Below are 20,245 nucleotides of genomic sequence, written 5' to 3' on the forward strand. Positions count from 1 at the left end.
TGTTCCTTTAAGTGTGACAATTCCGGTATCGTCCTGGGCTTCGGGAGTGGATGTAACGGTTACGGGAGTGAATGATGGAATAGTGGATGGGCCACAGGCTTATACTATTAACACGGGGGATGTCACCTCCGCAGATACGGTGTACGATGTATTGGGAGCAGGGGATGTTACAAATGTATTGGTTACAAATACCGATGATGATAATTTTACAGCTACGATTATAGCGACTGCCAATACTGCTACGGAAGCAGGAACGGTCAATAATGGGACCTTTACGGTAGATTTGGGGGAGATAAACACCACAGGCAGTGCCATAATGGTGAATTTTAACCGGTCAGGTTCGGCGACCCACATTACGGATTATGCGAATATAGGTACGAGTGTAGCAATAGATAACGGACAGCGGACAGGTACAGTTACCATAGATCCTGTAGACGATTCATTGGTCGAAGGCTCTGAGACAGTTACCTTGACCTTGGATATGGGCACGGGTTATGTGATAGGTACGCCTTCGAATGCTACTGTGAACATCACTGACAATGACAATTATACGGCGACTATTACAGCACCTGACAATACTGCTGCCGAAGCAGGCACTACGGATAATGGGACCTTTACGGTCGATTTGGGATTTATCAATACCACAGGGAGTGCTATAACAGTGGACTTTACCCGGTCAGGTTCGGCGACCCACATTACGGACTACGCAAATATAGGTTCGAGTGTGCCGATAGCCAATGGACAGCAAACAGGTACAGTTACGATAAATCCGGTTGACGATGCGTTGGTCGAAGGTTCTGAGACGGTTACCTTAACCTTGGACGCAGGTACGGGTTATGTTGTTGGTACGCCTTCAAGTGCCACGGTAACAATTACAAGTGATGATACTTCAACAATTAGTGTTAACGACCCAGCAGCGGTCAACGAAGGTGATACCGGGACTGCTATATTGAATTTTACAGTAAGTATTGATGCTTCCGATCCTGGGGCAGCAATTACAGTGGATTATACCATAAGTGGAGGCAATGAAGATAGCGATACCGGTACATTGACTTTTCCTGCAGGTACGACCATTCTTTCCCAGACGATTTCCGTAACTACCAATGGGGATACAGTAGTCGAGTCCGATGAGGATGTAAGTGTTACATTAAGTAATCCTAGTTCTAATGCAGCCCTTGCTGCAGATAATGTGGGGGAAAGCAGCTTTACCGATGATGATTCCGCAGGTTTGGTTATTGATGATATTTTTGTGAACGAGGAGGATGGTACGGCAACATTTACTATTACCTTAAATGGCAATGTGTTTTTTGGCACAACGGTTACTTATCAAACGGCTGATGATACGGCAGTTTCTGGGGATGATTACACGGCTACCTCAGGAAGTGTGACTTTTGGATCGGGGAATAATCAAACAAGGACGATAAATATTACATTAATTGATGATGATGTTTTAGAGTCTACGGAAACCTTTTTTGTTGAATTGTCCAATTCATCCAGTTTATTTGTTCCTATAATTGATAATAGGGGGATTGCAACCATTGAAGATGACGACAATTGCGTTGCGGCACCCATTTTAAATACCGAGGTGCAAACCATATTCTGTGGCACGTTAACATATGATGACGGTTCTTTAATGAGTCTGAATGATTATACCGATTCTACTGCTCCGGCAGGTACCGTATTGACATGGAGTTTACTTTCCGATCCTTTGAACGAAAACGCACATTTGACTCCTGCAGAGGTAAATAACCCAACAAACGATGGTTCGTATTTCGGTTTCTTTTATGATGCCGCCAATGATTGCGCCAGTGGTACCATAGAGGTCGAATTAACCTTGAACCCTATTCCTGTAATCGCCGAGACTTTGGGTGATGAACGTTGCGGAGCAGGGGAAGTGACCCTTTCGGCCAGTGGGGCACCGGATGCGGATCAGCCACCGACATTTACTTGGTATGATAGTGCAACCGCCACAACTCCTATTGCCACAGGACCAAGTATCACGAGAAATATATCTAGTACCTCTTCTTATTTTGTAGAAGCAGAGGCCAATGGCTGTGTGTCTGAACGAGAGGAAGTTATAGCAACGATTTACCCTACGCCCTCGGCAGGTACGGTTACGAATTCCTCAGCATGTAGCATAGCGGCCAATGGCACGTCAATTAGGGATTTGGATGATTTGATAACGGGGCAAAGTAGTGGTTCATGGAGTGTGACCACAGACCCTTCCAACTCCATAGTCTTGGGTAGTGATAATATTATTGATTTTGAAGGTTTGACCGAAGGTAGTTATGTGTTTACGTATACCACCGATGATGCAACCCCGCCATTTTGTGAAAACGTAAGTTCGGAAGTGACCATTACGGTAAATGATTGTGATGTGGATACGGATGGTGACGGACTTTTTGATGGTGTAGAGTCAGTTTTGGGTACGGACCCGAATCTAGTGGATACCGATGGTGATGGTATTGACGATGCCACCGAAGTAGGTGATGATTCCGCGGATCCCTTAGACGGGGATGAAGATGGTATTATCGATGCCTTGGATTCCAATATTCTGGATACCGATATGGATGGGGTCGTTGATCAATTGGATCCGGCAAATACAAACCCGTGCTTACCGAACCCTGATAGTGAATTCTGTGAGGCTACCGTAGACTTGGAAATCCTAAAAACAACAAATTTAGAATACTTAAGGATTAATGAGCAATTGACATTTACCGTTACACTAAACAATGTTTCCGACGAAATTGCGAGTGATATTCAGGTAAGTGAGATGCTAGATGCGACTGGTTTTGAATATGTTTCCCATTTTATCGCAAGTGGTGGAGGGGTGTATGATGAGGTTACGGGAATTTGGGATATTCCAGAATTGGGTGCTCGTGAAAGTATAAGCCTTGTTATTTTGGTCAACGCCATTACGGCAGGTACTTTTGAAAACACGGCAACGATTGCAGCGGTTTCCCCATTTGATATTGAGACTGGTAATAATGAGGCAACCGTAACCGTCGAAATAGGGGAACGTAGTAATAATGAATGTGGTTTCTTGTTCAACCAGTTTTCACCCAATGGCGATGGTACCAATGATTTTCTGTATATAAATTGTATTACCGATCCTGAATATGCCGATAATACGTTGGAAATCTATGACCGCTACGGCAATCAGGTGTTCGCCACCAAAGGCTATGATAATACATGGGACGGTACACGCAAGAACGAACAATTACCAAAGGGCACTTACTTCTATGTTTTGGATTTAGGTGATGGGTCCGAGGTTAAAAAAGGATGGATCCAAATCATAAGATAATACAATGATGAACTACAGAACACATATTTCTTCTTTTAAAACAGTCTGTTTAGTCTTTATATTGGCATTAACCGTATCCTTTACCGTACATGGGCAAAAAGAACCCCAATATACCCAGTATATGTACAATATCGGCAGTTTTAACCCGGCCTATGTGGGTACGGTAGAGAAGCCGGAAATCATGGGAATGTACCGTGCACAATGGCTGGATGTTGATGGGGCACCCAGGACATTGCGTTTCGGGGTCAATGTTCCTTTCTCTAACGATAAGACGGGTCTGGGCTTTAACGTGGTCAGTGATCAATTAGGTCCGTCTACCCAAACATACGTAGATGTTGCCTATTCGTATCAAGTAAGTGTATCCGACGAAACCAAACTTTCCTTTGGATTGGATGTAGGGGGTTCTTTCTTGAATGTGGACTATAGTAAAGGGGATTTCGAAATAGAAAATGAACCCTTGGTTAATGAACAGACCGTAAATAAATTTTACCCTACTATTGGGGCAGGGGCATTTCTGTATGCCGACAATTGGTATACCGGTATTTCCATTCCAAATTTTCTTACCAATGGTATTTATGGTGATGAGGTTGCTGTTTTGGTCGAGGATAAAGTACAATTCAATTTTATTGGCGGATATGTTTTCGATCTGTCGAAAAAATTGAAATTTAAACCCGCCTTTATGGTCAATTACCTTCAAGGGGCACCGGTTAATGTGAATGTGTCATCTAACTTCTTGATCAATGATGTGTTGACATTGGGCGCATCTTATAGGGTAGATAATGCGGTAAGTGGTTTGGCAGGTTTCCAGGTCTCTGATAGTATGTTCGTAGGCTATTCATATGATTACAGTACCAATGGCTGGGGAGATTATAACAATGGTTCGCATGAGGTTATACTTAAATTTTATCTTGGAGGAGGAGCGGCACGTAGCAGGCAACCCAAGATCAACAAAGCCAAGGGCCAACCAAAACAAATAGACAGTCCACGATTCTTTTAACTGGTTTCGAGGTAAACCCTAATAGCCAAAGGTTGTAAAAGAAATCATCAATGGTTGTTTGTGATGGGAAAAAATATTGAAAAGAAATACATGAAAACAAAGGCTTTACTAGTATTCAGTTTTATGATCTTGGCCAATTTAATGGCCCAAGAAGAAAAGTCGAAGGCAGATATATTGTTTTATGGCTATGACTATAAAAATGCAATTGCGGAGTATCAACGGGAAATGTCAAAAGCACCCTTGAAGAACGATCAATTGTTGAATCTTGCGGATTCCTATTATAAGGTGGGTAATTATAAAGAAGCGTCCAGGATATATTTGGATGTGAACAAAAAAGATACCATTGCATCTACCCTTCGTTTTAATATGATGCTACAGAGTTTGGCAAAGACCTCCGATGTGGAAAGGGTTAAATCTTTTTTGAGCACAAAACGCGATGTATTTGCAAATGAATTGCTAGAAAATGCCGAATTTAATTATAGTTTATTGGCTTCCGGCGAGAGTGACAATGATGGGTTTCAGGCCATCAACATAAATGCCAATAGTCCGCAAGCCGATTTCGCCCCTAGTTTTTATAAAGACAGGTTGTTGTTCAGCAGCTCAAGGGGAAAAAAGTCAAAAGAAGTGTATAAACCTACTGGTGAGGCCTATTTGGATATTTATATCAGCAGGTTGCGTGCCGATGGCAATGTTCTGAATGCAAATCCTTTTGTCGGTATACCCAATAGCGAATTCCATGAGGCCACTCCATATTATTCGGAGGAATTGGATAAGCTCTTTTTCGTTACTTCGAATACATATGAAGGAGAACTTCGTTTTGATGATAAGGGAAAAAATGCTTTGGCTATTGCCATGGCCGATACTGAGGGGGATGTGCGTTATTTGTTGATGGATTTCAGTATATCATTCTATTATCCATTTTATGATTCCAAAACAACAAGGTTGTATTTTGCTGCCAATTTTGAAGATGGGTATGGGGGAACCGATATTTATTATGTGCTTACGAACAATGGGCAGATAGTGAGTGCACCTCGCAATTTAGGCCCTAGCATCAATACCCCCGGAAACGAGATAGCACCTTATATTTTTAATAATAGCTTATATTTTTCATCCGATGTTTTCTACGGATTGGGGGGGATGGACATGTATAAGGCCAATATGTATGCAGATGGCACATATGGTATTCCCATTAATTTGGGTAAAGGTATCAATACTCCAGCTGATGATTTTGGACTTATTATCAAAGAAGATGGCTCTGGCGGTCTAATGGGGTACTTTTCTTCCAATAGGCCAGGAGGGAAAGGCAATGATGATATTTATGGGTTCAAGATCGCGGAAGAATTGGGTATGAAGACCCTTTCCTTGAAGGGTGTGGTCACTGATTTAAGATACGATCAAGGAATAAACAAGGCGCAGGTACAGATGTTGAATAAGGCCGGTGAGGTGTTGAAAGAGGTGTATACTAATGAAAAAGGTGTGTTTAGGATTGAAATTCCATGGGAAGATCAAGTTACCATAAAATCCACAAAAGAGCGGTATTCCATATTTTCGACTACATACACAGAAAGCCATTATTCTGAAATGGAAGGAAAAAATATAAACATAGCACTTTCGTTGATTGATGATCTTTTGACCGAGACGGAAGGTAAGGAAGTCCTAAGATTACAGAAGTTCTATTTTGCAAGGAACAAGGCGGATATTACCATGGAGATAGCTGCCGAACTTGATAAGGTAGTAGCTGCCGTACAACGTTTCCCTCAAATGAAATTGGCCATTGAAACCTATACGAACAGTAAAGGGGCCAAAAGCACCAATTTAAAACTTTCGCAAAAGCGGGCAGACGCCATATATGCATATCTTATTGGTAAGGGTGTTGATAACTCCAATATCGTATCGAGTGTGGGTTATGGGGAGGAGAAATTGGTCAACAAATGTAGTGATGGAGTGTATTGCTTGGATTTTCTGCACAAACAGAATGATAGGTCACTTATCATAGTCACCAATGCCAGTGAGCTTTAAACAGAGGCTTAAAGTGGTTTTCGTTTAATCTTGGAAAATGACCATCCAAAAATAGTAAACCGAAAAAAGGGCAAGGAAAAGAATGCCAGCGTAAGTCAATACCTGTAATCCTTTTGTAGGTCTTAGTTGTTTCGGAATTTCAGCGCTCATTACGTTTTTAAGGTTCATGTAGCCGATGATGGGAGCTACCACGAAAGATACAAAAGTCGCTAAGGCAACCAACTTCCCCATATTGGAACTAAAACCCAATACCACGGTCAAATTGATTAGTGATAAGAGAATGACAAGTAGGGCAAAAGGCCATTTTTTGTTCTTTAAGTTCACTTTCGGTGCCAAGAGATCTATGATATCAACACTTACCCGGGCAATGGCATCATGGGCGCTCATGCAAGTACTGAACATGGTCGCAAAAGCTGCCGTTGCTATGAAGATATAGGCCCAGGCGCCTATATGGGTAGTGAACAATTGAACTACTTGATCCGCAAAACTCACGGCATTACCACTTAATATCGTATTGGTACCATAAAGGGTGAACCAACCTATGATCATAAAGAAAATGGCCAATGTCCCGGTAAGGATATAACCGATGTTGAATTCTAAAAGGGAATCTTTTAGGGAAGGTTTCAATTTGCCGCTTTTCCATTTTTCAATACTCCATAAGCTCACCCAACTGGAAGCTTCAACCGTAGTGGGCATCCATCCCATTAAACCGATTAAAAATAAAATACCTACTTCATTGAAAATCGGGATAGGTTCAAATCCCGCTACCGGGGTAACCCTGCCATTTAACATCACTAGGACGGTCGTTACCATTAAGGCGATGAACAAAAGGGAAACTACAAGTTTAAGTGAGATTTCCAAGAAACGATACCTGCCGATGATCAATAATCCCGATATGAATAAAAACAATACCAATGCCACCATACTAATGGGGATATCGGTTATTTTAAATAGATTGATGAAAAGTCCGGCGGTAACTGTGTATAATGCCGCGAGAATGGTAAACGTGGAAACGAAAGTGATCAAGGCGTAAAACCACAAGAAGACCTTGCCTCGCTTTAGATACCCTTCAATCAAGGATGTATTGGTGATATTGGTATAACGTACCCCGAATTCAAAGAAAGGATATTTAAAAATATTGGCTAGAATAATGGGTATGACCATAATCCAACCATATTGGGCACCCGCTTTGGTAGATAACACCAAATGGGAAGTTCCAATGGCCATTCCGGCGAACAAAAGCCCGGGACCAAGGTTTTTGATAAGTAGTTTTAATTGGGTCATAAGGCTAGGAAAAGTACACCAAAATACATTTTTTGCGCCAGTTGTTCTAAGGTGTTATTTGATTTCAATCGGATTTCCATAGAATTTAGGTTCCGTTTTCATAAGTAGGTCAATAAAGACCTTTACCCTGGCCAGGTATTCCCGTAGCTGAACCTTTAACCCTTGCTTTCTAGAAATATCCTCTGCGTTGTATCCTATAGCGTTCAGTCCCTTTTGGTTGGCGATGTAAATAGCGCGTTCGTTATGGAATTTCTGGGAGATTACCGTTACATTGTCCAAACCAAAGACCACATTGGCCCGTACCATGGAATCGAGGGTTCTAAACCCTGCATAATCCAAAAATATACGTTCGGAAGGAATCCCTTCGGCGACAAGGTCTTTTTTTATGGTTGAAGGTTCGTTGTAGTAAATCGTTCCATTGTCTCCGCTCACCAATACGAATTCGATTTTATTGGCCTTATAAAGTTCAACGGTAGCATGTATGCGATTTGAATAATAAGGGTTGGGTTGGCCCCCAACAAGTTTTTTTGCGGTACCAAGAACCAGACCTACCTTATTTTTGGGAATAGCGGTCAGCCCGGAATAGGTTTTGCCCTTTGCCCCCGATTCAATTACCGCATTACAGGTAAGGATAAGTAAGAAACCAATAGCGAAGAGTCCGCCTATTTTCTTTGCCAATCCCTTTGTGAATATTTTTCGCATAGTGTGGTATAAAGGTAGCTAATTAGGAAAAGTTAGGGGAGTAAATGAAACAAAAAAGTCCCGACTTTTGTCAGGACTTTTTTGTTTATAGTATCGTCGATAGGTCTTATCGATGAAGTAAAACGATTTTATCTTTCTTTTTCGTCCGGTGTGCCGCGTTCATTCTTTCAGACAGCAATTTGGAATAGGCCAGTTGGTTCTGTGCTATTTTATCGATATCCATTTGAGGGTGGTATGGGTATGGGGCCATACTTTTTTTCGTATCTGGCATAGGGTATTCGGCCACAAAGTTTTCACGGAATATAACGCCGAGATTGGCCCAAAATCGTTGTATACGGGAAGTATGGGCGCGGTGGGTCACTGGCCAATATTTACGCAATGTGTTTTTTTCCTTTTTGGAATGTAGTGTAAGTAACATAAGCATTGGATTTGGGATTGTTACTGAATAACGTAAAATAACGACGAATCGTATATTAATCCGATGAAAAGCAAAGAAAATACTTACAAAATATTGAATAATAAAAAATTTTATATCAGAATAGTTTGGGTGATTGCCGCATTTTTGTTCACAAATAAGCCGGGCTCTCTTAGCATTTTGTTTTTCTGTAAAGAAACGATGTGGTAACATCCTCAGATATATGGTGAAATCAAGGAACTTGAATCCTATTTGTTACTGTCATGGGATAGGCCGGTCATTTAAATAGTAGATGTGTTGGAATAATTTTGGAATTACCGCGTTATTCTTGTAAATTCAAAAATTACAGCAACATCTATGAATTGGTATGTCTTATACGTAAAACCCAAATCTGAGAAAAAAGTGGCCGAAACGCTACGAACAATGGGCGTGGAGGTATACTGTCCTTTGGTTAAGGAGATTCGAAAATGGAGCGATCGAAAAAAAACCGTGGAGAGCCCTTTGTTTAAATCATATGTGTTCGTCCGTCTTAAGGATAGGGAACGGCAAATGGTTTTTGGAGTACATGGTGTAGTGCGTTATTTATTTTGGCTTGGAAAGCCCGCTATTGTTAAGGATGAGGAAATTCGGGCGATAGAGCAATGGTTGAATGATGATGCCGTCGAGAATATTACATTGACCAAATTGATTCCTGGGGATGAACTGTACCTTAAAAATGGCATTTTAAAAGACCATAAGGCGATTATTCATGAAGTGGGGAAAAAACGGATTCGTTTGATTATACCTGGTTTGGGGATGGTTCTTAATGCCAAGATTAGAGATGTGGTTTAGTTCAATTATTTGATCTCCAAGATATACAATGATGTTATGGTTTTTTGATATTAACAGTCTTGTACTATTCGAAAAAGATATATTCTAAGCTATTGATTATATGAGAGTTGGCTTAAAATCAATAGCTTTAGTAGATTTTTTAAATTGACATCTGCATTTTGTCGAAAAAAAGGAGCATTATATCATGACTTTGTTTTTTTATGGTCAATTTCCTATTTGCTATATCTCAAAGTTAAGAGGGCATATCTTCTATATGTTCATTCAATTATTTCTAAAATTATGTACTTCGTAAATCTTAGAGGAGTTTCAATTAAAATATTGCGTTAAAGGAATATGCCTCTTATTTTCGGCAATTGAAAATTTCCCGTAATGGATACTAATATTTTGGGGAATGTTCGGGATTGTCATAAGTGTCCCATTATTAATAGTTTAGAGAATAATTGTCGCCAGGGTTATGTGGCTGACAATGCGTAGCGCTTCTTGCTACTCAAGTTTCAGAGCCAAAAAATCGATGTTCCCCCTCATTGGATTTGTCAATTATATCATATAAAATTTTCTAGTAAACCCATAATGTGTAGTGGGTCTTAAGCAAATAAAAAAATAACCTTTAACATAATTCAACATTTAGTATGAAAGTAGCATTTATCACCGGAGTGACGGGACAGGATGGAGCTTATTTGAGTGAGTTCTTATTGAAAAAAGGCTATGAGGTCCATGGTCTCAAAAGAAGGGCCTCCTTGTTCAATACGGATCGTGTAGATCATTTATACCAAGATCCCCATGTGGAGCACCGTAATTTTATATTGCACTATGGTGATATGACCGATAGTACCAACCTTATAAGGTTGATACAAGAAATCCAACCCGATGAAATCTATAACTTGGCCGCAATGAGCCATGTTCAAGTATCGTTCGAGGTTCCTGAGTATACCGGTAATGCCGATGGTTTGGGTACGCTTCGTATTTTGGATGCCGTTCGTTTATTGGGCTTGGAAAAGAAAACACGTATTTATCAAGCATCCACATCGGAATTATATGGTAAGGTACAGGAAGTACCACAATCGGAAACCACACCTTTTTACCCCCGTAGTCCTTACGCTGTGGCCAAGATGTATGCCTATTGGATTACCGTTAATTATAGGGAAGCTTATGGTATGTATGCCTGTAACGGTATTTTGTTCAATCACGAATCGCCGATTCGAGGGGAAACTTTCGTAACACGAAAGATTACAAGGGCAGCAGCCCGTATCGCTTTGGGACTACAAGACAAGTTGTATTTGGGTAATTTGGATGCCAAAAGGGATTGGGGCCATGCCAAGGATTACGTGCGAATGATGTGGATGATCCTTCAGGCCGAAGAAGCGGAAGATTGGGTAATCGCTACGGGTAAGACTACCCCAGTACGGGATTTTGTGCGAATGGCTTTTGCTGAAGTAGGTATTGACTTGGAATTTAAGGGTGAGGGCGTAAATGAGAAAGGCTATGTAAAAGCGTGCTCCAATCCTGAATTCCAATTGGAAATAGGAAAAGAGGTATTGGCCGTAGATCCTAAATACTTTAGGCCTACCGAGGTAGATTTGTTGATCGGGGACGCCACCAAGGCAAACACCAAGTTGGGTTGGATTCCTGAATACGATCTTCAGGCCCTTGTAAAGGATATGATGGAGAGCGATGTGAAACTCATGCAAAAAGACCAGCATTTGAAAAAAGGAGGGTATGAGACCTTCAACTATTACGAATAGATTCCCGTTAAGGGAACACATCAAATAATGTTTGGGCCTATGGCTACCGGCCATAGGCTTTTTATAGTCTTTAACGGTTTAAAAGATAAAAATGAAGAAAGACGCTAAAATCTATATCGCGGGCCACAGGGGTTTGGTAGGTAGTGCCATACTGAAAAACCTAGAGGCCAAGGGGTATTCGAATTTTATAACACGTACCCATAAAGAGTTGGACCTTACCGATAGCACCGCCGTAGCAAGTTTATTTACTTCGGAAAAACCGGAGTATGTGTTTTTGGCAGCGGCCAAGGTAGGGGGTATTGTGGCCAATAATACCTATAGGGGCGATTTTATATATGCGAACCTAATGATCCAAAACAATGTGATCCACCAAGCTTATGTGCATGGGGTTAAGAAACTCATGTTCTTGGGGAGCACCTGTATTTATCCAAAGAACTGCCCGCAACCCATGAAAGAGGATTATCTTTTGACCGATGTTTTGGAATATACCAATGAGCCTTATGCCATTGCCAAGATAGCGGGTATAAAGATGTGCGAGAGTTATAATTTACAGTACGGTACCAATTTTATATCGGTAATGCCCACGAATTTGTACGGCCCCAATGATAATTTTGATTTGGAAAAATCCCATGTGTTACCTGCATTGATCCGTAAAATGCATTTGGGAAAGGCCTTGGAAAATAACGATTGGGAGGCCATTCGCAAAGATTTGGACCAATTGCCCATAGAAGGTGTTGATGGCTCTGCCGATACCGATGATATATACAGTGTACTCGATAAATACGGCATACAGCGCAAAGGTAATTCGGTACATCTCGAAATCTGGGGTACGGGGAACCCCATGCGCGAATTCCTTTGGAGCGAGGATATGGCCGATGCCTGTGTTTTTCTTATGGAGAACAGGGATTTTAAAGATTGCTATGCCCAGGGTGCCCGGGAAATCCGAAATACGCATATCAATATCGGAACCGGGGAGGATATCGCCATAAAAGACCTTGCCCAAGTCATCAAGGAAAGTATTGGGTTCAAGGGGGTGCTCTTTTTCAATACCGATAAACCGGATGGCACCATGAAAAAATTGACCGACCCTTCAAAATTACACGGTCTCGGATGGAAACATACCATTGCTTTGGAAGAGGGGGTTAAGAAAGTTTACGAATGGTATACACGGTAACATTATAGAACCGGATCGTCAATTGCGCAAAGCTTGCTAATCATGTATTGGTCTAAATTTTGATATGGAATAAGGGTCAAGGGTGGTAAAATAATCGGAACGTACTGTCTTTTCCTATTGTTTGCCATAAGCGGCAAAATACCCCTTGCTTTTTTAACTATGGTTTTTTTAGAATTGCCCTGACGATTGTTCATTGAATATTATATTTTAAGTATATGAAAATGAAAAATTCCTATTTCATTATTCCCATCTCTTTGGTTTTTCATATCGCAACGATAAATTTTTTGTTGTATATGTTTATTCCTGAGGTGTATCTTAATGTTTTCAGTGTTGTCTATTTGAATACGACATGGGTGATGGTGACCCATATGTTGGATTTTTATCCTACAGCAAGGCGGGAAGGTTTTATGACCCATCTTAATAATTTTCTTCGTCTCTTCTTTTTTTATGCCTTTGCTTATTTTGCCTTATTCGCATTGGTGGGGAATGATTCGTATAACATAGATTATTTAACAATGATCTATTTGTTCATATGTACGCTGTTCACGCTGTATAGATTGTTTTTCTTTTGGGCAAGGAACAAGTATCGTTCCCAAGGGCACAACACTGTAAAGGTTGTCGTAATCGGCAGGGACAAGAATTTGAAAAAAATAAGGAACGTCTTCGATAATTCGAACTTTGGGTACCGGTATTTAGGGTATTTCGATAATTACAAATCTAAAAGCCCTACGTATTTGGGGGATATTAAAACCGCCTTTACGTATATTTTCGAAAATGATATCGATGAGGTATATTGTATGGCTTCTCGCTTATCTAAGGAAGAGTTGCGGCAATTGATGTCGATAGCAGATAACAGTTTAAAACGGATCAAGATCATCCCGGATAATAAGGAATTGATATCAAGGGCCATGTCCATAGAGCTTTATGATAGCGTACCCGTATTGAATTTAAGGGCATCCCCGTTAGAGGTGGAGTACGCAACAATGTTGAAACGAATTTTTGATATTTTGTTTTCAAGTCTGGTCATTGTATTCGTGCTTTCTTGGCTTACCCCTTTGGTTTTTATCCTTTTGAAATTGGATTCTAAAGGCCCATTGTTCTTTAAGCAAAAAAGGCATGGGGTCAATCGCCAAAGCTTTTGGTGTTATAAATTCCGATCCATGACGCAAAGTAAGGAGAGCGATACGCAAATGGCTACCAAAAATGATATGCGGATTACCCGCCTGGGTAGAATATTACGAAAAACAAGTATCGATGAACTGCCTCAATTTTTCAACGTTCTTCTAGGTGATATGAGTGTAGTGGGGCCTAGGCCACATATGGAGTTCCATACCGAACAATACGAAAAATCCGTGGATAAATATTTGGTTCGCCATTTTCTAAAACCGGGAATTACCGGTTTGGCACAGATAAAAGGATATCGAGGGGAAATCGTTGAGCAGTCCGATATCGTGAACAGAGTGCGTTATGATATCTTTTATTTAGAAAAATGGTCCATCCTATTGGATTTAAGAATTATATTCGACACCGTTTTTAATGCCGTACGGGGCGAGGAAAAGGCCTATTGATGGTACAATGAACATTATTCCTTGGCTAAATATAAAAACGATTAAGAGTTCCGGTGTTTTATTACGGGTAATACTCCTGTTGGATGTCCTGTTTATCCTTGGGCATGTCTATACCGAATGGGTTTTGGGAGGGGCATATGATTTATTCTTATTGGATGCCAAAGGCTTTGGTTTCCCCGAAGGTTTCCAATATGTAAAGTACATTGGGGTAATAGGAATTATAACCTACCTTATGGGGCGTAAAAAACGATTCGCTTATTTACCCCTACTGGTATTGTTTGGGTTTTTATTGGTAGACGATATTTTTCAATTGCACAACCAGGCCCGTTGGCTTTTTGTCCATCTGCTTCATTTACATTCGTTGTTTGGGGTAAAGGCTTCAAATTTAGGTTTGTTGGCCTATACGGCGACCATGGTAGTGTTTTTTTTCGGTCTTTGCCTATGGCATTATAAATCAGCTTCTGAAGGTACTCGCAAATCGTTTTTGGATATCTTCGTGCTCTTGGGAATTTTCCTGTTTTTTGCAGTAGGGGTGGATCTGGTACAAAGCTTCTTTGAGGGGCATCGCCGTATCGGTTTTGTGTTGACTGTGATTGAAGAAGGGGGCGAAATGGTATCGTTAAGTTTTTTGGTGTGGTATTTTTATCGTTTGATCCGTACTCCCCTTGGGCAACAAGACCAGCTATGGACACGCTGGTTTACAAAATGGGTGTCGGGAGAAATTTGGCAGAACAATAAGGCGACGAAGATCTTTAAATGCACTAAATAGCAAAGTACGGTCTATTCGGGGGTAACGGTTTAAATGTCAATTGTGCTTAAAATCTGATAAGTTGAGTGATTTATGTTCTGTGGAATGTTGGAGCCATGGTTAAAGCATGGGAATAAAAAAAAATAAATTTTGGAACAAGCAAAAAGAGTAGCTAAGAATACGGGTATTTTATATGTGCAGATGGCCATAACAGTTGTTATGTCCTTATATGCCACACGTTTGGTTTTGGCGGCTCTGGGAGCAGAAGATTTTGGCATTTTCAATGTAGTAGGGGGGGCCATAGCAATGCTAACTTTTCTAAATACGGCTATGACTACGGCATCCCAACGCTTTATGTCTTTCGCCCAAGGGGAAGGGAAGTTTGAAAATCAGAAGAAAATTTTCAATGTTAGTTTGCTACTTCACTTCCTTATTGCAATTGCTGTGGTTGTCATACTTGAGGGGGTAGGCTATTATCTTTTTGAAGAAATATTGAAAATAGCTGCAGATCGAATGGATGTAGCAAAATCGATTTATCAATTTTTAATAATCAGCACCTTTTTTACTATTGCTTCCGTTCCCTTTGATGCCGTGATCAATGCCCATGAGAATATGTTTTTGGTCGCCATTCTGAGAATCATGGAGGTTGTCTTGAAATTAACAATAGCTATATACATAACACATGCTATGGTGGATAAATTGTATGTGTACGGTTTGTTAATGGCTACCCTATCGGTTATTTTAATGCTTTTTAAACAGATGTATTGTCATAGGGTTTATAATGAGGTTCGTATCAATTTAAAGAAATACTATAGTAGGTCTATCTTTAAAGAAATGACAAGTTTTGCCGGATGGTCTTTATTGACCAGTGCATCAAGTATGATTACCATGCAAGGGATGACCATATTGATTAATTCGTTTTTCGGGGTTATCGTTAATGCAGCCCAGGCCATTGCACTTCAAATAACAGGGCAAGTAATGGCTTTTTCTACTACCATGCTTAAGGCGTTAAACCCGGTGATTGTTAAAAGTGAAGGGGAGAACAACCGGGATAAAATGTTAAAAGCCTCCATGGCGGGTAACAAATTATCATTTTTCTTGATGGCCTTTTTTGGAATACCGATAATTGTGGAAATGCCGTTTATATTGAATTTATGGCTTAAAGATGTACCGGAATTTGCGATAATTTTTTGTAGACTTAACCTTTTCAGGTCAATATTGTCGCAATTAACCGTTACATTTCCGACGGCTATTGGGGCTATAGGGAATATTAAGAGAAGTCAACAAATTGAATCAGTAATTTGGCTTTTATTACTTCCGGTCAGTTATATCATGTTCAAATGGGGTGCAGTTCCGGAGATGATTTATGTAAACTTGATTTTTATGGTAATGGCTTTGTCCTTCTCAAGAATCTATTTCGCACATCGTATTTGTGGTATGTCGGTGAAGGCCTATTTTTCGGATGTTATTACCAAGGCATTTCTTGTCGTCGTTGGGATGTCGATTATGGCGTTTCTACCAGTTTTGCTTATGCAGGAGAGTTATATGCGATTGTTTTTAGTACTCACGATTAGTTCAATGGCATTTATTGTTTTGTCCCTAAATTTTGGATTAAACCATTCAGAAAAAATACTAATGTTGGCCATGGGTAAAAATGCCTTAAAAAAAATAAAAAAAATAGAAGCCTAATGAATTTATACAAGAAAACTAGAGCCTTATTGGCGATGTTCAAATATTTCTCATACGATATCCGTCGCTATTTCAAACACTTTAACTACATCAATAAAAAAAATAGTCTTGACAAATTCAAGGGAGAATTAATTATGAACTACCATGTGATTGAAAAAGGGTTGACAATGCCGGAAACAAGATTGGGTTTTGGACAAGCGGCCCAAGTTCCTAATTTAATAGGCCTATTAGAAGAATATTTGTCACAGGGATACTCTGTTAAAGAACTTGAATTTGTATATAGTTTAAAAACATTGAATGAGTATTTAGGTTTTCATAAAAAACATGATTTTTCAATCAAGGAAGATTTAATTAGGAGAATTGAAGCACTAAATGAAAAATGTAATATAAGGGAGCAATCAAAGCAGTGCTTATATACGGAACAAGAGTACTTTAAAAACAAAGATGCCGCTTTTGATTTATTTGCCATAACACGTCATTCGGTACGCAATTATTCTTCAAAGGATATCCCAGAAGATATTATCGCACATTGTGTTAAGGTAGCCCAAAAGTCACCATCTTCCTGTAATAGACAGCCAATAAAAGTATATGCCGTTAAAGACGAGGCCAAGAAAATTGAAATCCTCAAATTACAAAGTGGTAACAGAGGCTTCGGACATTTAGCTAATACCATTTTTGTAATCACCTCCAATTTATCCCTTTTTCAAAATTTTCCCGAAAGAAATGAGCCCGCGCTAAATGCCGGTTTGTTTACGATGTCATTTTTATACGCTTTACATCAACAAAAAATCGGAGCTTGTTCTTTAAACTGGTGTGTATCAGTTGATGGCGATAGGGCATTAAGAAAATTACTTGAAATTCCGGATAATGAACAGGTTCATTTAGTGATTTCCAGTGGGTATTTACCTGAGAGATTGGAAGTTGCGGCTTCTCCTAGGCAAACTGTTGATAAAGTTTTAAAAGTAATACAATGAGGATAGGTATTTATACAATTCATGCAGCTTACAATTATGGAGCCATGTTCCAAGCATATGGGACCCAAAGGGCCTTGGAAAAGCTGGGCTACGATTCGGAATTCATTAATTTATATACAAGGGAAGAGGAGAAGAAAAATGAAAACAAATCGTTTGCATTAAAACTGAAACCTTTGCTGATTTATATGTATGCGAGGCTAAATCCGAAACTGCAATTAAAGTATAAAAGATTTAGGGAGTTTCATGGTCTAATGAAACTTACGAAAAGGTATTATAATATAGAAGAAATATATAATAACCCACCAAATTTTGATCTACACTTGGTAGGTAGTGATCAAGTGTGGAATCTTCAGCGTGGATTTCAAAATCCTCCGTATTATTTCTTGGGTTTTTTAGGCAAAGATGAAAAAAGAATATCCTATGCCTCTAGTTTTGGAACTAAAAATATTGATAAAAAATATAATTCCAGACTAAAGGAATTATTGTCTTGTTTTAGTGCTATTTCGGTCAGGGAAGATGATGGTGTACAAATCATTAAAGAAGCTTGTGACTTGGAAGCAACTCAAGTTCTAGATCCTACCTTTTTAATGAATGCGAAAGAGTGGGGGGAGTTGGCAACTAAGGAAAGATTGATCAAAGAAGATTATGTTCTATATTATGGTTTTGATAATTCAGAGCTTTCGCGCCAATTGATAATAAATCTAAAAAAAAGATTGGGTTTACCTGTAGTTGCGGTTTCAGGGGGTGTTTCTTTTCCTTTTAAAGTCGATTATTTTGTTAAAGAGGCAGGTCCAAGGGAGTTTCTATCGTTATTCAAGAATGCTAGTTTTATTTGCACAAGCTCCTTTCACGGTTTAGCTTTTGCAATTCACTTTAGGAAAAGTTTTTTAACCATAAAACATCCGCAGAGAAATTCAAGAATGGAAACGGTTCTCAATAAATTTGATTTATTTGATAGACAGGTTAAAAACGCTAATGATTTATTGATTCAATCTGATGAGGAATTTTTTGTTGACTATTCCAAAATAGAAGATAAAATAGAATTTGAAAGGACAAGATCATTGAATTGGCTTGAAAATAATATAGCAAATCTCATTGAATAAGTTTATCTCGTATTTTTATAATAATGACTGATATCTCCACATATATAATTAAAGCCCTCCGTAAGATCTATCAAAAGTTGATGGGTCAGCAAACTAAATTAGTATGGTGCGAACAAGACCCGGATAATGCTTCCCAATTAATTTATGATACTTTGGTCTCCAAAAAATCGTGTATGATTGCCCGTTTTGGGGGGTTTGAACTCAGTACGGTTGTAAATTATCTTGGGGTTAACAATGACAAAAAAAACATTTTAGAGTACATTAAAGGGGGGCAACCGGATTGGTGGTGGAATAAGTCTTTAATAGGTTTTATGCACACCAACGCAGGGTTTTTCCCCCAAACCATTGCCAAGATCGAGCAATTTTCGGAATTAATGCTTCAGGATATACTACTTGTCGATATTTTGGGGTCTTGGTTAGCCGAGGAGCGTTTTGTCGATAACCGACTAACGGCAAAAAAAGTGCACCTAAGACTCTTGGAACCTTTTTGGAGTGATACCCCATGGACAAAGGCACTCGAAAATAAAAAAGTATTGGTGGTACACCCTTTTCATAAAACGATTGAAGCGCAATATAAAAACAGAAAGCTATTATTTGATAAGGAAGTACTTCCCGAGTTTGAATTGTACACCATCCCCGCGGTACAAAGTATCGGAAATATGGATAATCGTTTTTCTGATTGGTTTGAAGCCTTGGACCATATGAAAAATGGGATAGACAAGGTTGATTACGATATTTGTTTGATCGGCGCCGGGGCCTATGGTTTTCCCTTGGCGGCCCATGTAAAGCGAAGCGGTAAAAAAGCGGTGCATTTAGGGGGAAGTTTACAATTATTGTTTGGTATTAAGGGCAATAGATGGGAAGACCCCAATTACGGCGTTGAAGAATGGGGTATACCTGTGGGGAGTTATGTTAAATTGATGAATGAACATTGGGTACGCCCCAGAGACAATGAAAAGCCTAAAAACGCCAATGTGGTAGAAGGGGCCTGTTATTGGTAATATTGCTGCAACATGAAGCTAAAACAAAGAATAGCAAGAGTATTTTGGTTGCCCTTGGGTTTAGTAAAAGGTTTACTGGAGCTTGCCAATGAAAAGGCACGGGATATTCAAAATAAACGACGGTTTCCCCAAGCCATCATCGATAAGGGATCTAGTTTTACCGAGGATGTTACCATTGGTCAAAACGCACATGTCTGTAATGATTGTACCATCAACAATAGCCATATAGGAGCCTATTCTTATATCAATTATGGGACGTTGCTCCAACATACCACAATTGGTAATTATTGTTCCATAGCCCATAATGTGAAAATGGGTTTAGGGAGTCATCCGCTACACTTGCCTTCAACCTCTCCCATTTTTTATAAGAAGCAAAATGCATTGGGTATACAGGTGATCAATGAAGATGTTGAATTTCAAGAATATACCCCAATTCAAATTGGACATGATGTTTGGGTCGGTGCCAATGCGATTATCATGGATGGGGTTCACATAGGGAATGGAGCGGTAGTAGCTGCTGGGGCCGTGGTTTCAAAGGATGTATCGGCTTATGCCATCGTAGGGGGCGTCCCGGCAAAAATAATAAAATATCGATTTGAAGAGGCCATCAGAAGAACATTGGAAAACTCCGAATGGTGGCTAAACGATCCCGAAAATGTAAATCAAATCAAAGATTCCTTGTTTACTATGTAAA

Annotated in this window: 16 protein-coding genes; 13 read left to right on the forward strand and 3 right to left on the reverse strand. The window is 39.7% G+C overall.

What is annotated here, in order from left to right; all coding sequences use genetic code 11:
• From R3X28_RS14925 to R3X28_RS14935, 3 genes are all read left to right on the forward strand, one after another.
• Positions 1–3,304, forward strand: a 3,304-nt coding sequence (locus R3X28_RS14925; protein ID WP_317665354.1) for a Calx-beta domain-containing protein, incomplete at its 5' end; no start/stop codon positions are given.
• 4 nt (positions 3,305–3,308) lie between these two features.
• Entirely contained in the window at positions 3,309–4,301 is a 993-nt protein-coding gene (locus R3X28_RS14930; protein ID WP_317665356.1) for a type IX secretion system membrane protein PorP/SprF, read from the forward strand.
• A 90-nt stretch (positions 4,302–4,391) separates the two neighbouring features.
• Complete coding sequence (locus R3X28_RS14935) at positions 4,392–6,320, forward strand: OmpA family protein (protein WP_317665358.1); 1,929 nt, start codon at positions 4,392–4,394, stop codon at positions 6,318–6,320.
• Positions 6,321–6,344: 24 nt separating this feature from the next.
• Here R3X28_RS14935 and R3X28_RS14940 read toward each other — a convergent pair whose 3' ends face one another.
• The 3 genes from R3X28_RS14940 to R3X28_RS14950 form a co-directional block, all read right to left on the reverse strand.
• Positions 6,345–7,604: an NRAMP family divalent metal transporter gene (locus tag R3X28_RS14940; protein WP_317665360.1), complete on the reverse strand. Its 1,260-nt coding sequence runs from the start codon at positions 7,602–7,604 to the stop codon at positions 6,345–6,347.
• A gap of 54 nt (positions 7,605–7,658) precedes the next feature.
• The gene (locus tag R3X28_RS14945; protein WP_317665362.1) at positions 7,659–8,306 is read right to left on the reverse strand and encodes a vancomycin high temperature exclusion protein; all 648 of its coding nucleotides are present in this window, start codon (positions 8,304–8,306) and stop codon (positions 7,659–7,661) included.
• Between the two features lie 106 nt (positions 8,307–8,412).
• On the reverse strand, positions 8,413–8,724 hold the full coding sequence (locus tag R3X28_RS14950) for a hypothetical protein (RefSeq protein ID WP_317665363.1): 312 nt from the start codon (positions 8,722–8,724) through the stop codon (positions 8,413–8,415).
• A 354-nt stretch (positions 8,725–9,078) separates the two neighbouring features.
• On the opposite strand from R3X28_RS14950, the gene R3X28_RS14955 reads away from it, so the two are divergent.
• The 10 genes from R3X28_RS14955 to R3X28_RS15000 all read left to right on the forward strand — a co-directional run bounded on the left by R3X28_RS14955 (position 9,079) and on the right by R3X28_RS15000 (position 20,244).
• Positions 9,079–9,552 (forward strand): UpxY family transcription antiterminator, encoded by a 474-nt coding sequence (locus R3X28_RS14955; RefSeq protein WP_317665364.1) that lies wholly within the window; start codon positions 9,079–9,081, stop codon positions 9,550–9,552.
• 629 nt (positions 9,553–10,181) lie between these two features.
• The gene (gmd, locus tag R3X28_RS14960) at positions 10,182–11,294 is read left to right on the forward strand and encodes a GDP-mannose 4,6-dehydratase (RefSeq protein WP_317665366.1); all 1,113 of its coding nucleotides are present in this window, start codon (positions 10,182–10,184) and stop codon (positions 11,292–11,294) included.
• Between the two features lie 91 nt (positions 11,295–11,385).
• On the forward strand, positions 11,386–12,468 hold the full coding sequence (locus tag R3X28_RS14965) for a GDP-L-fucose synthase (RefSeq protein WP_317665368.1): 1,083 nt from the start codon (positions 11,386–11,388) through the stop codon (positions 12,466–12,468).
• Between the two features lie 221 nt (positions 12,469–12,689).
• A complete protein-coding gene (locus R3X28_RS14970) occupies positions 12,690–14,036 on the forward strand; it encodes an undecaprenyl-phosphate glucose phosphotransferase (protein ID WP_317665370.1) in 1,347 nt (448 codons plus the stop codon).
• A 7-nt stretch (positions 14,037–14,043) separates the two neighbouring features.
• A complete protein-coding gene (locus R3X28_RS14975) occupies positions 14,044–14,805 on the forward strand; it encodes a hypothetical protein (protein ID WP_317665372.1) in 762 nt (253 codons plus the stop codon).
• Positions 14,806–14,934: 129 nt separating this feature from the next.
• Positions 14,935–16,473, forward strand: a complete 1,539-nt coding sequence (locus tag R3X28_RS14980) for a hypothetical protein (RefSeq protein ID WP_317665374.1) — start codon at positions 14,935–14,937, stop codon at positions 16,471–16,473.
• Positions 16,473–17,447 carry a nitroreductase family protein gene (locus R3X28_RS14985; RefSeq protein WP_317665376.1) on the forward strand — a complete coding sequence of 325 codons (975 nt, stop codon included), beginning with the start codon at positions 16,473–16,475 and terminating at the stop codon, positions 17,445–17,447. Before R3X28_RS14980 ends, R3X28_RS14985 begins: the two co-directional genes overlap by 1 nt.
• A 44-nt stretch (positions 17,448–17,491) precedes the next feature.
• Positions 17,492–18,550: a polysaccharide pyruvyl transferase family protein gene (locus R3X28_RS14990; RefSeq protein ID WP_317665604.1), complete on the forward strand. Its 1,059-nt coding sequence runs from the start codon at positions 17,492–17,494 to the stop codon at positions 18,548–18,550.
• An 80-nt stretch (positions 18,551–18,630) separates the two neighbouring features.
• Positions 18,631–19,551, forward strand: a complete 921-nt coding sequence (locus R3X28_RS14995) for a hypothetical protein (RefSeq protein ID WP_317665378.1) — start codon at positions 18,631–18,633, stop codon at positions 19,549–19,551.
• A gap of 12 nt (positions 19,552–19,563) precedes the next feature.
• Positions 19,564–20,244, forward strand: coding sequence for a CatB-related O-acetyltransferase (locus tag R3X28_RS15000; protein ID WP_317665380.1), 681 nt, complete (start codon positions 19,564–19,566; stop codon positions 20,242–20,244).
• Position 20,245 lies beyond the last annotated feature (1 nt).

This window comes from Maribacter sp. TH_r10 (assembly GCF_033101095.1).
Classification (GTDB): Bacteria; Bacteroidota; Bacteroidia; order Flavobacteriales; family Flavobacteriaceae; genus Maribacter_A; species Maribacter_A luteus.